General features: G+C 63.5%; 15 protein-coding genes and 1 tRNA gene. 11 read left to right on the top strand and 5 right to left on the bottom strand.

What is annotated here, in order from left to right; translation table 11 throughout:
• The first annotated feature begins 76 nt into the window (after nt 1-76).
• The 3 genes from OC450_RS21275 (at nt 77) to OC450_RS34445 (ending at nt 1,047) form a co-directional block, all read left to right on the top strand.
• Entirely contained in the window at nt 77-484 is a 408-nt protein-coding gene (locus OC450_RS21275) for a TIGR02300 family protein (RefSeq protein ID WP_211383858.1), read from the top strand.
• Between the two features lie 98 nt (nt 485-582).
• A tRNA-Ala gene (locus tag OC450_RS21270) sits at nt 583-658 on the top strand.
• The gene (locus tag OC450_RS34445) at nt 619-1,047 is read left to right on the top strand and encodes a GIY-YIG nuclease family protein (protein ID WP_211384212.1); all 429 of its coding nucleotides are present in this window, start codon (nt 619-621) and stop codon (nt 1,045-1,047) included. Before OC450_RS21270 ends, OC450_RS34445 begins: the two co-directional genes overlap by 40 nt.
• Nucleotides 1,048-1,065: 18 nt before the next feature.
• On the opposite strand, the gene OC450_RS21265 is transcribed toward OC450_RS34445, so the two are convergent.
• Nucleotides 1,066-1,527, bottom strand: a complete 462-nt coding sequence (locus tag OC450_RS21265; protein WP_262048581.1) for a MarR family winged helix-turn-helix transcriptional regulator — start codon at nt 1,525-1,527, stop codon at nt 1,066-1,068.
• Between the two features lie 154 nt (nt 1,528-1,681).
• Between OC450_RS21265 and OC450_RS21260 the strand changes: the two genes are divergently transcribed.
• From OC450_RS21260 to OC450_RS21225, 8 genes are all read left to right on the top strand, one after another.
• Complete coding sequence (locus tag OC450_RS21260) at nt 1,682-2,107, top strand: organic hydroperoxide resistance protein (RefSeq protein WP_211383856.1); 426 nt, start codon at nt 1,682-1,684, stop codon at nt 2,105-2,107.
• A 192-nt stretch (nt 2,108-2,299) separates the two neighbouring features.
• Nucleotides 2,300-3,517, top strand: a complete 1,218-nt coding sequence (locus tag OC450_RS21255) for a CaiB/BaiF CoA transferase family protein (RefSeq protein WP_262048580.1) — start codon at nt 2,300-2,302, stop codon at nt 3,515-3,517.
• Between the two features lie 384 nt (nt 3,518-3,901).
• Nucleotides 3,902-5,218 (top strand): sn-glycerol-3-phosphate ABC transporter substrate-binding protein UgpB, encoded by a 1,317-nt coding sequence (ugpB, locus tag OC450_RS21250; RefSeq protein ID WP_211383854.1) that lies wholly within the window; start codon nt 3,902-3,904, stop codon nt 5,216-5,218.
• Nucleotides 5,219-5,281: 63 nt separating this feature from the next.
• The gene (ugpA, locus tag OC450_RS21245) at nt 5,282-6,163 is read left to right on the top strand and encodes a sn-glycerol-3-phosphate ABC transporter permease UgpA (protein WP_211383853.1); all 882 of its coding nucleotides are present in this window, start codon (nt 5,282-5,284) and stop codon (nt 6,161-6,163) included.
• A 3-nt stretch (nt 6,164-6,166) separates the two neighbouring features.
• A complete protein-coding gene (gene ugpE, locus OC450_RS21240; RefSeq protein ID WP_211383852.1) occupies nt 6,167-7,015 on the top strand; it encodes a sn-glycerol-3-phosphate ABC transporter permease UgpE in 849 nt (282 codons plus the stop codon).
• Nucleotides 7,016-7,019: 4 nt separating this feature from the next.
• Nucleotides 7,020-8,099 carry a sn-glycerol-3-phosphate import ATP-binding protein UgpC gene (locus tag OC450_RS21235; protein ID WP_211383851.1) on the top strand — a complete coding sequence of 360 codons (1,080 nt, stop codon included), beginning with the start codon at nt 7,020-7,022 and terminating at the stop codon, nt 8,097-8,099.
• A 284-nt stretch (nt 8,100-8,383) separates the two neighbouring features.
• On the top strand, nt 8,384-8,809 hold the full coding sequence (locus OC450_RS21230) for an Hsp20 family protein (protein WP_211383850.1): 426 nt from the start codon (nt 8,384-8,386) through the stop codon (nt 8,807-8,809).
• Between the two features lie 51 nt (nt 8,810-8,860).
• A complete protein-coding gene (locus tag OC450_RS21225) occupies nt 8,861-9,133 on the top strand; it encodes a DUF1150 domain-containing protein (RefSeq protein ID WP_262048579.1) in 273 nt (90 codons plus the stop codon).
• 188 nt (nt 9,134-9,321) lie between these two features.
• Here OC450_RS21225 and ptsN read toward each other — a convergent pair whose 3' ends face one another.
• From ptsN to lptB, 4 genes are all read right to left on the bottom strand, one after another.
• Nucleotides 9,322-9,783, bottom strand: coding sequence for a PTS IIA-like nitrogen regulatory protein PtsN (gene ptsN / locus OC450_RS21220; protein WP_008141251.1), 462 nt, complete (start codon nt 9,781-9,783; stop codon nt 9,322-9,324).
• Nucleotides 9,784-10,005: 222 nt separating this feature from the next.
• A complete protein-coding gene (hpf, locus tag OC450_RS21215; protein WP_211383849.1) occupies nt 10,006-10,605 on the bottom strand; it encodes a ribosome hibernation-promoting factor, HPF/YfiA family in 600 nt (199 codons plus the stop codon).
• A 171-nt stretch (nt 10,606-10,776) separates the two neighbouring features.
• The gene (rpoN, locus tag OC450_RS21210) at nt 10,777-12,420 is read right to left on the bottom strand and encodes an RNA polymerase factor sigma-54 (protein ID WP_211383848.1); all 1,644 of its coding nucleotides are present in this window, start codon (nt 12,418-12,420) and stop codon (nt 10,777-10,779) included.
• Nucleotides 12,421-12,511: 91 nt separating this feature from the next.
• Nucleotides 12,512-13,510, bottom strand: a complete 999-nt coding sequence (gene lptB / locus OC450_RS21205) for an LPS export ABC transporter ATP-binding protein (protein WP_256807575.1) — start codon at nt 13,508-13,510, stop codon at nt 12,512-12,514.
• Between the last annotated feature and the right edge of the window lie 142 nt (nt 13,511-13,652).

Below are 13,652 nucleotides of genomic sequence, written 5' to 3'. Positions count from 1 at the left end.
GTAATGCGCTATTGACAGCGGGCCGCCAACTAGCCAAGTGAAGCACCGCTTTTCAGACATCTCCAGGATTCCTGCCGTGGCCAAGTCCGAACTCGGAACCAAACGTATTTGCCCGACCACGGGCAAGAAATTCTATGACCTCAACAAGAATCCGGTGATCTCACCCTATACCGGTGAAGTCGTGCCGATTGCGCCCGTGGCGCCGGCGCGCGCGCCCCGCGGCGCCGAAGCCCGCCACGCAGCAGCCGCCGACACCACGCCGGAGCCGGCGGAGGTCGAGGAGGTCTCGCTCGAGGAGGCCGATGCCGAGGAAAACACCGGCAAGGTCAAGGCCGTGGTGCCCGAATCCGAGGACGACATCGAGGTCGACGAGACACTCGACGACGACGATGACGATGATTCGACCTTCATCCCCGACGAGGAAGAAGGCGACGAAGACGTGACCGACATCATTGGTGACGTCGGCGGCGATGAAGAGACTTGAGATCAGCCCTGATCTGTGAAAAAGGGTGCACCGCGCGAGTCGCTTAGGGCTCGCCGGCCGGGACGGGTCCCCCAGGACCCACCCAACTGGAAGACTAAGGGGCCATAGCTCAGCTGGGAGAGCGCTTGCATGGCATGCAAGAGGTCGGCGGTTCGATCCCGCCTGGCTCCACCAGCCTTCGCAGGCTGCGCCTGCTTCGGCTGGGCAAGCCCCATCGTAGCGAAGGCTGCCTCGCCGTAGCCCGAAGGGCGACGGCGGGCCTGGGCAAATTCCCAATCGCATCCTTAGACTGGTTTTGTATCCTGTCCTCGTGGGGGGTATGGGACACGAAGTACGTCTACATTCTCGAAAGTCTCGACCACGAGCATTTTTATGTGGGCGTCACCGACGACCTGCGGGCTCGTTTAGCCAAGCATAATGCCGGAGAGGTTCCTCACACGTCGAAATATGGTCCCTGGAGAATACGAACCTATTTCGCATTTGATGATGCCGCACGCGCCGTCGCATTCGAGCGATATCTTAAATCCGGCTCGGGGCGAGCTTTCGCAAAGAAATACTTCTGATTGCCCGCGCTAACCGCCCTACTCCCCGATCACCGCATTCAGCCGGTCGCGTAGCGCGACGATCTCGTCCTTCATCGCGACCAGTTCCGAGACCGAGCAGTCCGACGCCGCCAGGATCGATTGCGGAACGGCGCGCGCCTTGTCCTTCAGGGCGTGGCCCTGCGCCGTCAGCGCGATCAGCACCTGGCGTTCGTCCTCGCTCGAGCGCGTGCGCTTGACGAGATGGGCGGCCTCGAGCCGCTTGAGCAGCGGTGTCAGCGTGCCGGAATCGAGGAACAGCCTTTCACCGATGTCCTTGACCGGCACGTCGTCGCGCTCCCACAGCACCAGCATCACCAGATATTGCGGATAGGTCAGGCCGAGCCGGTCCAGCAGCGGCTTGTAGACGCGGTTGAAGGCATGCGCTGCGGAATAGACCGCGAAGCAGATCTGGTTGTCGAGGCGAAGCGGCTGGTCCGCTGCCGAATGTTTCCGGGGCATCGAGAATCTCACGGGGCTTTCCTCATTCTGGGCCCGGCGGGCGGCACATTCAATTGCGAACAATTAAATGTGAGACAGTCCGATTTCAATTGCGCACAATCTAATTGTTTGCGATAGAAACGTCACCCCAACCCGAAGACCTGAGGAGACGAAAATGTCCGTGAACGTCCTCTACAAGACCAGCGCAAAAGCCACCGGCGGCCGTGACGGCCATGCTGCGACCCTCGACGGCGCGCTCGACGTCAAGCTCACCACGCCGAAGGAGCTCGGCGGCGGCGGCGGCGCAGGCAACAATCCCGAGCAGCTGTTTGCGGCCGGCTATGCCGCCTGCTTCATCGGCGCGATGAAGTTCGTGGCCTCGCAAGGCGGCCCGAAGGTTCCCGGCGATGCCTCCGTGACCTCGACGGTCGGCATCGGCCCGCGCTCGGCCGGCGGCTTCGGGCTCGACATCGATCTCGCCGTCTCGTTGCCGGGCCTTGCCCGCGCGGAGGCCGAGGCGCTGGTCGAGAAGGCGCACCAGGTGTGCCCGTATTCCAACGCGACGCGCGGCAATGTCGACGTTCGCCTGACGGTCGTCTGATCCAACGGCGGATTGGCTGGCCCGGGATCCCCCTCGGGCCGGCCGCTTCGGTTCGATTTGCCAGATTCTTGATTTGCCATCCCGCGGGATGGCGCGGCGGCACCGCATACGCCCCTACGCACCAAGCCATTGCTGGGGCAAAAAAACCTCGCTAGGCCTGTGATCAATGATCGACACAGGGGAAGCGAAGGCATGACTGAAGCCGCCAGTTCTGGAGCCGCACCAGGCGCAATGAGTGGACTGCGCGTCATCGATCTCACGCGCGTGCTCGGCGGCCCCTATTGCACCCAGATTCTCGCCGACCATGGCGCCGACGTGATCAAGGTCGAGCCGCCCGCCGGCGACGAGGTGCGCGACTGGGGCCCGCCCTTCCACGAGGAGGACGCGGCCTATTTCGTCGGCATCAACCGCAACAAGCGCTCGATCGGCCTCGACCTCGCCTCCGAAGGCGGCCGAACTGTTCTGCTCAAGATGCTGGAGACGGCCGACGTCCTGATCGAGAATTTCAAGCCGGGCACGCTGGAGAAATGGGGCATCGGCAGCGAGGTGCTGCGCGAAAAATTCCCGCGCCTCGTGCATTGCCGGATCTGCGGCTTCGGCGCCGACGGGCCGCGCGGCGGCAATCCCGGCTATGACGCCATCATCCAGGCCATGACCGGCATGATCGCTGCAACCGGCTCGCCCGAGAGCGGGCCGATGCGGATCGGCGTGCCGCTGGTCGACATCACCACCGGGCTGTATGCGGCGATCGGCATCCTGATGGCACTGTCGGAGCGGCAGCGCTCGGGCCAGGGGCAGTTCCTGGAGACGACGCTGTACGAGACCGGCCTTGCCATCATGCATCCGCACACTGCGAACTATTTCATGCATGGCAAGCCGCCGTCGCTCACCGGCAACGAGCATCCCAACCTCGTGCCCTACGCGATCTTCCCGACCAAGACCGACGACATCTTCATCGGCGTCGGCAATGACGGCACCTTCCGCAAGCTCGCCAAGGAGATCGGCAAGCCCGAGCTCGGCACCGATCCGCGCTTCGCCCGCAACAAGGACCGCATCGCCAATCGCGAGGCGCTGCGGACCGAGCTTGCCGCCGTGTTCAGCCAGCACGAGGCCGAGCCGCTGTGCAATCGCCTGCTTGCCGCGGGCCTGCCGGCGGGCCCTGTGCAGAAGATCGACCAGGCGTTGACGAACCCGCACACGATCCATCGCGGCGACATCATCGAGAAGGACTGGTACAAGGGTGTCGCCTCGCCGATCCGGCTCGATCGCAGCAAGCCGAGCCTGCGCCGCCTGCCGCCGAAATTCAGCCAGCACTCCCAGGAAGTGCTGGGCGAGTTCGGCTACTCCAAGGCGGAGATCGACGCGATGGTCGAGAAGGGCACCGTCTGCGGCCCCGAGCGCAAGCGCTGAGATAGGACGAAGATCGAGCGGCAGCGCAAGTGCGCTCCCTCCTCCGCTTACGGGGGAGTGTTGGGGAGAGGGTGTCTCCGCAATGGGACAATCCCCCGGAGGAGAGAACACTCACCCGTGCTACGCGCGACCTCTCCCGCAAGCGGGAGAGGTTTTGAACCCGCGGCCTGTTCGTCAGCCTCACAGATCCAATGCCGCACTGCGGCGCGGGCGCGCATGTGCACCGCGAACGGAGGCGGCTGCACGCTCGGCATTCGCCTATTTGACGGCTTCCCTTTTCCAGCGCTTGCCGCTTTCGTTTCGGCCGCTTACACAGTCATGTGAACGTCATATGGCGCTGCTAGCGCAAGCGATCATTTTGACGACCCAAGGGAGGTTTACTTGATGGCTCTTCGACGCTTTGGAGCGGCTGCCGCTGTTGCAGCCATGGTTGGTTCGGGCGCTTCGCCCGCGTGGGCCGTGACCGAAATCCAGTGGTGGCACGCGATGACCGGCCCGAACAACGACGTCGTGGTCAAGCTTGCCAACGATTTCAACGCGTCTCAGGGCGACTACAAGATCGTCCCGACCTTCAAGGGCAGCTATGCCGACACGTTGAACGCCGGCATCGCGGCGTTCCGCGCCGGCAACGCACCGGGCATCATGCAGGTGTTCGAGGTCGGCACCGCGACCATGATGGCCGCCAAGGGCGCCATCAAGCCCGTCTCGGATCTCATGAAGGAGCAGGGCGAGAAGTTCGATCCGCAGTCCTACCTGCCGGCAATCACCGGCTACTACTCGACCGCGAAGGGCGAGATGCTCTCGTTCCCGTTCAACTCGTCGAGCATGGTCATGTGGGCCAACCTCGACGCCCTGAAGAAGGCCGGCATCGACGCGCCGCCGAAGACCTGGCCCGAGGTGTTCGCGGATGCCAAGAAGCTGCATGCGACGAGCCCGACCTGCGGCTTCTCGTCGTCCTGGGTCACCTGGGGCTTCATCGAGCAGTTCTCGGCCTGGCACAATATCCCGATCGGCACGAAGGCCAACGGGCTCGACGGCTTCGACACCGTGCTGGAATTCAACAATCCGCTCGAGACCAAGCTTCTGGAAAATCTCGTCGAGCTGCAAAAGGACAAGAGCTACGACTATTCGGGTCGCACCAACACCGGCGAAGGTCGTTTCACCTCCGGCGAATGCGCGCTCTACATGACGTCCTCGGCCTTCTATCCGAACGTCAAGGCGAACGCGAAGTTCAACTATACGGCGGTTCCGATGCCCTATTTCCCGGACGCCAAGGACGCGCCGCAGAACTCCATCATCGGCGGCGCTTCACTGTGGGTCATGGGCGGCAAGTCCAAGGAAGAGTACAAGGGCATCGCGAAGTTCTTCACCTTCCTGTCCGACACGGACCGCCAGGTCTACCTGCACGAGGTCTCCGGCTATCTGCCGATCACCAAGGCGGCTTACGACAAGACCAAGGCGTCGGGCTTCTATGAGAAGAATCCGATTCTCGAAGTGCCGCTGAAGGAACTGACCAACAAGCCGCCGACGGACAACTCCCGCGGCCTGCGCTTCGGCGGAATGGTGCAGATGCGCGACGTCTGGTCCGAAGAAATCGAGGCAGCGCTCGCCGGCAAGAAGTCGGCCAAGGAGGCGCTCGATGCCGCGGTCTCGCGCGGCAACCAGATGCTGCGTCAGTTCGAGCGCACCGCGACCAAGTAGCGTCGTCACATCGTGGCTGCGGACGGGCCGCAGCCACGATCACACAATTGAGGCGGGGGCTTCATGGAGAACCGGGCGATCTTCTCAGGCAGGCTCCTCGCCTGCCTCCTGGTATTTCCGCAGCTTGCGATCTCCCTGATCTTCTTTTACTGGCCGGCGGCGCAGGCGCTCTGGCAATCCTTCCTGGTGCAGGATGCCTTCGGGCTCTCGACCGAGTTCGTCTGGTTCGAGAATTACGTCACCCTGCTGAAGACGCCCGAATATTATCACGCGATCGGCACCACCTTCTTCTTCTCGCTGCTCGTGGTGTTCTTCTCGCTCGCCATCGGACTCCTGCTCGCCGTCATGGCGAACCGCAACATCGCGGGCGTGCAGATCTATCGCACCTTCCTGATCATCCCCTATGCCGTCGCCCCTGCCGTGGCGAGCGTGCTGTTCATCTTCATGTTCCAGCCGGGGCTCGGCATGATCGCGCGCGCGCTCCAGCGCAACGGCATCGACTGGAATCCTGTGCTCAACGGCAACCATGCGATGATCCTGATCGTCATCGTCGCGGTCTGGAACCAGATCAGCTACAATTTCCTGTTCTTCCTCGCCGGCCTGCAGTCGATCCCGAAGAGCGTGATCGAGGCGGCCGCGATCGACGGGGCGAGGCCCGCGCGGCGGTTCTGGACCATCGTCTTCCCGCTGCTGTCGCCGACGACGTTCTTCCTGATCGTCGTCAACATCACCTATGCCTTCTTCAACACGCTCGGCATCATCGACACCGCAACCGAAGGCGGCCCGAACGGATCCACGTCGACGCTGGTCTACAAGGTGTTTCTCGACGGCAAGGCCGGCTCCGATCTCGGCGGCTCGGCGGCGCAATCGGTGATCCTCATGATCATCGTCATCGGGCTCACCGCGATCCAGTTCCGCTACGTCGAAAAGAAAGTGCATTACTGAGCCATGGTAGAGCATCGCCGATTTGGAAATCTGTTGCCTCACCTGGTGCTGCTGGCCGGCGTGGCCGTGGTCGCCTTCCCGGTCTATCTCGCGATCATCGCGTCCACCCACGACAACACCGTCATCGCCAACGGCCAGATGCCGCTCTATCCCGGCAGCCACGCGCTCGAGACCTATTGGAACACCATCGTCTCCGGTGCCGGCAGGACCACGCGCGAGCCGGTCGGCAGCATGCTGATGGCGAGCTTCATCATGGCGGTGGGGATCGCGGTCGGAAAAATCGCGATCTCCATCCTCTCGGCCTACGCCATCGTGTTCTTCAACTTCCCGTTCCGCATGGCGACGTTCTGGACCATCTTCGTCACGCTGATGCTGCCGGTCGAGGTGCGCATCTTCCCGACCTACAAGATCACGTCCGACCTGCACATGCTGGATTCCTATTCCGGCCTGATCCTGCCATTGATCGCGTCCGCGACGGCGACGCTGCTGTTCCGGCAGTTCTTCATGACCATCCCGAAGGAGCTGGTCGAGGCCTCGAAGATGGATGGCGCCGGCCCGATCCGCTTCTTCTTCGATACGCTGCTGCCGCTCTCGGTGACCAACATCGCCGCGCTGTTCGTCATCCTCTTCATCTACGGCTGGAACCAGTATCTCTGGCCGCTCCTGATCACCACGCGCGACGACATGCAGACCATCGTGATCGGCATCAAGAAGATCATCGATGTGAAGGACGCACTCACGGAATGGTCGGTCGCGATGGCGACCGCGGTGCTCGCGATGCTGCCGCCAGTGGCGATCGTCGTGCTTTTGCAGCGCCTGTTCGTGAAGGGCCTGATCGAAACGGAGAAGTAGGCCTATGGCCAATGTTACCCTGCGCAACGTCCGCAAGGCCTATCCCAACGGTTTCGAGGCGATCAAAGGCGTCGACGTCGATGTCGCCGACGGGCAGTTCTGCGTGCTGGTCGGTCCATCGGGCTGCGGCAAGTCAACGCTGCTCCGGATGGTTGCGGGGCTCGAGACCATCAGCTCGGGCGAGATCGACATCGGCGGACGCGTCGTCAACCAGGTCGAGCCGGCGGACCGCGACATCGCGATGGTGTTCCAGAACTACGCGCTCTATCCGCATATGAGCGTCTACAACAACATGGCCTACGGCCTGCGCAATCGCGGCATGCCGAAGCCCGAGATCGAGACGCGAGTGCAGGAAGCCGCGCGCATTCTCGAGCTCGGCACCATGCTCGATCGCAAGCCCGGACAATTGTCCGGCGGCCAGCGTCAGCGCGTCGCGATGGGCCGCGCCATTGTGCGCCAGCCTAAGGTGTTCCTGTTCGACGAGCCGCTGTCGAACCTCGACGCGAAACTGCGCATCGCGATGCGCGTCGAGATCCGCAAATTGCAGCGCCGGCTCAACACGACGTCGATCTACGTCACCCACGACCAGCTCGAGGCGATGACGCTCGCCGACATTCTGGTGGTGATGAATGGCGGCAAGGTCGAGCAGGTCGGCAATCCCCTGGCGATCTACGAGAAGCCGGCCACGACCTTCGTCGCCTCCTTCATCGGGGCGCCGCCGATGAATCTGATGTCGACGCGCGCCGACGAAATCAAATCGCAGCTCGGCAGCGCCGACGCCGGCATCCTCGGCATCCGTCCCGAGGATTTCGTCATCACCGACCAGACGCCCGCCGGCGGCGTCGCGCTTGCGTTGACTGTCGAGGCGATCGAGCGTGTCGGCGCCGAAACCTTCGTCTACGGCACGCGGGCGCAGGACGAGCAGCGCATCGCAGCCAATCCGGGCGAGCTGCCGCCCGGCGAGGTCATCGTCCGCATTCCCGGCTCCGAGGCGCCGCCGATCGGCCAGAAAATCCGCGTCGCAGCGGTGCGCCAAAAGCTGCATCTGTTCAGCGACGACGGACGGACGCGGATCGAGGCCTGACCGGTTTCGCAGGTCCGCGACCAAAACGGCGAAAACAACCCCATGCACAGTAGCCGGGGGGTTGTTTTCATTGGGATAAATCGCCCGCAGATTCGTCGTGCCCGGCTTGTCCCGGGCATCCACGTCAGAGGGCGGCGATGAAGGTCGAGGATGGCCGGGACGGTCCATCCACAGCCCCGGCTACGTCCTTGAACCGACATGGGGATATGACCATATTGCTGACCAAGGGGTGCCGTTTCAGGGCCCTGAAATGCCAAAGTCGCTTCGAGAGGACTTTGTAAACTATGTCTCGTGTTCCAACGCTTTCCAGTCCGTTCCTTCTGGGCTTCGACGAGATCGAGCGCGTGCTCGACCGCGTCGTCAAAGGCGCCGACGGTTACCCGCCCTACAATATCGAGCGGTGCGACCGGTCCGACGGCCAGCCCGAGCGGCTGCGCATCACGCTGGCGGTCGCCGGATTCACCCGCGACCAACTCGATGTAAGCATTGAGGAAAACCAGCTCGTGATCCGCGGGCGGCAGCAGGACGACAAGACCCGGCAATACATCCATCGCGGCATCGCCGCGCGCCACTTCCAGCGCACCTTCGTGCTGGCGGAGGGGATGCTGGTGCTGGGTGCGGATCTGAAGAACGGGTTGTTGTCGATCGATCTGGCCCGGCCGGAACCGGAGAGGATCGTTAAGACAATCGCTATCAATGAGCACGAATAATGGAACGAGTAGCGGACTCGACCGCTTAGTTTCTGTGAAGGAGTCGAGACCATGAGTGAAGGTCACGTTGCGTTCGAATACGAAGCCAAGAACGTCTCTGCGGAGACGCTGGCAACCCTCGGCGAAGGCCACATCGCCTATGTGAAGCAGATCCGCTCCGAAGACGTTCCGGGCCTGTTTCCCGAGGCGCCGAAAATCGCGCCGGGCCTCAAGCTCTTCGCGCTCCACGCCGCCGACGGCACCCCGATCATGCTGACCGACAGCCGCGAAGCCGCGGTCGCCAACGCCTGGAGCAACGAGCTGCAAGCGGTGAGCGTGCACTGAGCACGCGCGCGTCGCACGAATAGAGTTTCAAGCGGGCACGTCTTCAGACGAAGGCGTGCCCGTTTTCATTTGCGCAATGATGTCTTCGCGTCGGCAATGACGGAGTGTGAGGCTACGGCGCGCTCAACTCTCGCGTCCAGGGTACGAGAGCGAGATGAAACACTCGCACTCTCGCAGTCAGTGAGAAATTACGCCGCGGTCGCCGGCGGCAGGGCGAGCACCGAATAGATCGCCTGGGCATCGCGCGAGGCGCGGAGCTTCTTGGCGATGTCCTGGTCGCGGAGGAGACGGGCGATGCGGGCGAGCGCCTTGAGATGATCGGCGCCGGCGCCTTCGGGGGCGAGCAGCAGGAAGACGAGATCGACCGGCTGGCCGTCCATCGCCTCGAAATCGATCGGGCGATCGAGCCGCGCGAACAGGCCGAAGATCTTTTCCAGCTTGGGCAGTTTGCCGTGCGGAATGGCGACGCCGTAGCCGACCGCGGTGGTGCCGAGCTTCTCACGCTGCAGCAGCACCTCGAACACGGAGCGCTCGTTCTGCCCGGTCAGCTCGGCGGCCTTCGCCGCGAGCTCCTGGAGCGCCTGTTTCTTGCTGTTGACCTTCAATGCCGGGAGAATCGCCTCGGGTGCGACCAGATCGGTAATCGGCATGGAAATTTTCCGAGGTGAATTAAACCGTCAGGTTCCGAATTGGCCAGCTTGGAGAGAAACCATGCCGGGCCGGCGTCAAGAAGGTGAAGCAGGAAGAGGACTTAGCCCCGATCCTGATGTGGGGCGCTTCTACTCCAACGCAATCCCGGTGCCAACTGCTGCGTGCGGCTTTGCCCCGGTCATTGTTAAGGCCTGCGGATGCTACGGGGCCCGGTTCCGGCCCTAGCCGTCCGGTTTGGCCCCCGGCGGGTCGATCCAGCCCACATTGCCGTCGGCGCGGCGGTAAATGATGTTCACCCGGCCGCTGGAACCATGCTGGAATACCAGGCAGGGCGCTCCGCTGAGGTCGAGCTCCATGACGGCCTCGCTCACCGACAGCGGTTTCAGGGCGGTGGTGGCCTCGGCAATGATGACGGGGCTGTAGCCGGTGACCTCTTCCTCGTCCTCACCCTCGCCCGGCGCTTCCAGCACGTAGCTCGTGGCATCCATGGCCGCGAGCGCGGCGGACGCGACGTGGGCCTTGCGGGCGGAGCGGTCCTTGAGCCGGCTCTTGTAGCGCTTGAGCCGCTTCTCGATCATCAGCAGCGCCTGGTCGGCGCTGGCATAGGCGTCCGGCGCGTTCGAATCGGCTTCCAGCGTAATTCCGGAATCGAGGTGCAGCGCACAGTCGGTCCGGAAGCCGAAACCGTCCTTGCTGAGCGTGATGTGGCCGGAATAATTGCCGTCGAAATATTTACGCAGGACCTCTTCGGTCCGGTCGGTCACGCGGCCGCGCAGGGCCTCGCCGACGCTGACGCTCTTGCCCGAAATCCGAAGAGTCATGTGATGCCTCGCTTGGTTTGCGCCCGCTGCGATGACGCGTCATCGCAGCCGGGGTTGTTCCCTGCGCGTGATCCGTTTTGCAAAACCACTTCACACTTTTCCGGATCATGCGCGTGCTTGGATCGGCCGCGAACGGGGGAGCCAGAGTAGCGCGATTTCGCGCCAGCGCAATCAGGCCGGCTCGGGGTTGCGGGAGCGATCGGGCATTGCGTTGGAGAGGACGTTACCAAGAGCGCTCTGCTTGTCGCGACGGCGTTGCACCGAGGATGGAATGCGCATGGCTTCGCGGTACTTCGCGACCGTGCGGCGGGCAATATCAATGCCCGAGGCGCGCAAGCGTTCCACGATGGTGTCGTCCGACAGGATCGCGGCAGGTGCTTCCGAATCGATCAGCTGCTTGATGTGGTGGCGCACGGCTTCGGCCGAATGCGCCTCGCCGCCGTCGGCCGACGCGATCGAGGCCGTGAAGAAATATTTCAGCTCGAACGTGCCGCGATTGGTCGCCATGTATTTGTTGGCGGTGACGCGCGACACCGTGGATTCATGCATCTGGATGGCGTCGGCGACGGCCTTCAGGTTAAGCGGCCGCAGATGCGCCACGCCGTGGGTGAAGAAGCCGTCCTGCTGGCGCACGATCTCGGTTGCGACTTTCAGGATGGTGCGGGCGCGTTGGTCGAGCGCTCGCACCAGCCAGGTCGCGTTCTGGAGCGCGTCGGTGAAATAGGACTTGTCGCCGTCCTTGCCGATCTTCTTCGACAGCTCGGAATAATAGGTCTGGTTGACCAGCACGCGCGGCAAGGTGTCGCTGTTGAGCTCGACATGCCAGCCGCCGTCCGGACCCGGGCGGACATAGACGTCAGGCACCATGGTCTGCAAACGGGCCGAGCCGAACTTCATGCCGGGCTTGGGATTGAGCCGGCGGATCTCGCCGATCATGTCGGCGATGTCCTCGTCGTCGACACCGCACAGCTTGCGCAACGAGGCGACGTCGCGCTTGGCGAGCAGATCGAGATGCTCGACCAGCGCCTGCATCGCCGGGTCGTAGCGATCGAGCTCGCGGAGCTGGATCGCCAGGCATTCGCTCAAATTGCGCGCGCAAACGCCGGGCGGATCGAATTTTTGCAGCACGGCAAGAACGGCCTCGATGTCCTGCTGCGGGGCGCCAAGGCGCTGGGCGGCCTGGCCGAGATCGGGCGGCAAATAGCCGGCCTCGTCGACGAGGTCGATCAGGTACTGGCCGATCATGCGCTGGGCAGGGCCGGCGAAGGCGACCGAAAGCTGCTCGGCCAGATGGTCGCGGAGCGTGGTTTCCGCGGCGACGAAGGCTTCGAGATTGTAGTCCTCGTCGCCGGAGGCGCCGCCGCCCCATTCCGTATAGGTGGTCGGCGCCACGTCCTGGGCGTTGCGGGCGGCAGCCTCGGCCGGCTCCTCGGAGAAGACGTTGTCGAGGCCAGTGTCCAGGGTCTGCTCGATCTCGGCGCGGGTGCCGAGATCCTTGTTCATCCAGTCTTCCTGGCCCGGCTCGAAGGCCTCGCCGCTGCCGCCAAAGCCGTCATCGCCCTGTCCGTCGCCCTGTCCGTCGCCTTGGCCGCCGGACTCCTCGCCATCGCTGAACTGGCGGGCCTCGGCGGGAGCCTCGCCCGCGGGGGGCTCGTCGTTGGCCCGTTCCAGGAGCGGATTACGCTCGAGTTCCTCTTCCACGAAGGTCGTGAGATCGAGATTGGACAATTGCAGCAGCTTGATCGCCTGCATCAACTGCGGCGTCATGACCAGCGACTGCGATTGCCGGAACTCTAATCTCTGCGAAAGCGCCATGAAGCAAGAACCGATCCCGAAAAGTTGGTCCGATTTTTGCTTATCCTAGTCCGCGCCCGATGTACACGGCTTGACGAATTGGAAAAATGGGCTAGAGGCGGAATTCCTCGCCAAGGTAAAGGCGGCGCACATCCGGATCAGCGACGATCTCATCCGGGCTGCCCTCGGTCAAGATTTCACCGGCATAGACGATATAGGCGCGATCGGTGAGGCCCAGCGTCTCGCGCACATTGTGGTCGGTGATCAGCACGCCGATGCCGCGATTGGTGAGATGGCGGACCAGATCCTGGATGTCGCCGACCGCGATCGGATCGATGCCCGCGAAAGGCTCGTCGAGCAGCATGTAGTTCGGACGCGTCGCCAGCGCGCGCGCGATCTCGACGCGGCGCCGCTCACCGCCGGACAGCGCGATCGAAGGCGATTTGCGCAGCCGCGTGATGTTGAATTCGTCGAGCAGCGAGTCGAGCTGCTGCTCGCGCTTCTTGCGCGACGGCTCGACCACTTCGAGCACGGCGCGGATGTTCTGCTCGACGGTGAGGCCGCGGAAGATCGAGGCTTCCTGCGGCAGATAGCCGATGCCGAGCCGCGCGCGCTGATACATCGGCAGCTTGGTGACGTCGTGGCCGTCGAGCTCGATCGCGCCGCGATCGGGCTTGATCAGGCCGGTGATCATGTAGAACACGGTGGTCTTGCCGGCGCCGTTCGGACCGAGCAGGCCGACCGCTTCACCGCGGCGCACGTAGATGCTGACACCGCGCACCACCTTGCGGCTACCGAAGCTCTTTTCCACGCTATGCACAGCGAGGTAGCCCGGCCGCTTCAGGAGCTGGGGCCCGCCGGCGCCATTGGGCCTGGTGGCCGACCTGGCGGGGTGAGCCGCCTGCGCACGCTGCGGCTCGGCCTGATAATCGGTCTGGAACTGATCCGGCGCACGCATCGGCTGGTCGCGGGCAATCGGCGGTGTGTCCCTGACAGGGCTGGGCACGAGCCCCCCGACGCCGTCACCGAGCGCGGTGATATCCTGACGCGCAAATCCTGGCCGGCCGCGCTTGGCGGGGCGCCGACGGAACATGCTGAAGAGATCGACCATCCCCGCCTTCTAGCCTTCCACGACGATCCTGAACGACATTCGCGCGATCTGCCGCGCCGGCCTTTCGTTTTGCCGACGCAGCATGAGTTGAGGAATGTCTCATGCCCAGTGAAACACGCCCGAAAAGCGGCGGACCCCGCTT

It is taken from the genome of Bradyrhizobium sp. Bra78 (assembly GCF_024519855.1).
GTDB lineage: Bacteria > Pseudomonadota > Alphaproteobacteria > Rhizobiales > Xanthobacteraceae > Bradyrhizobium > Bradyrhizobium japonicum_G.
Note: the sequence above shows the minus strand (reverse complement) of the source record. Positions and strands in the feature narration are given on the sequence as shown.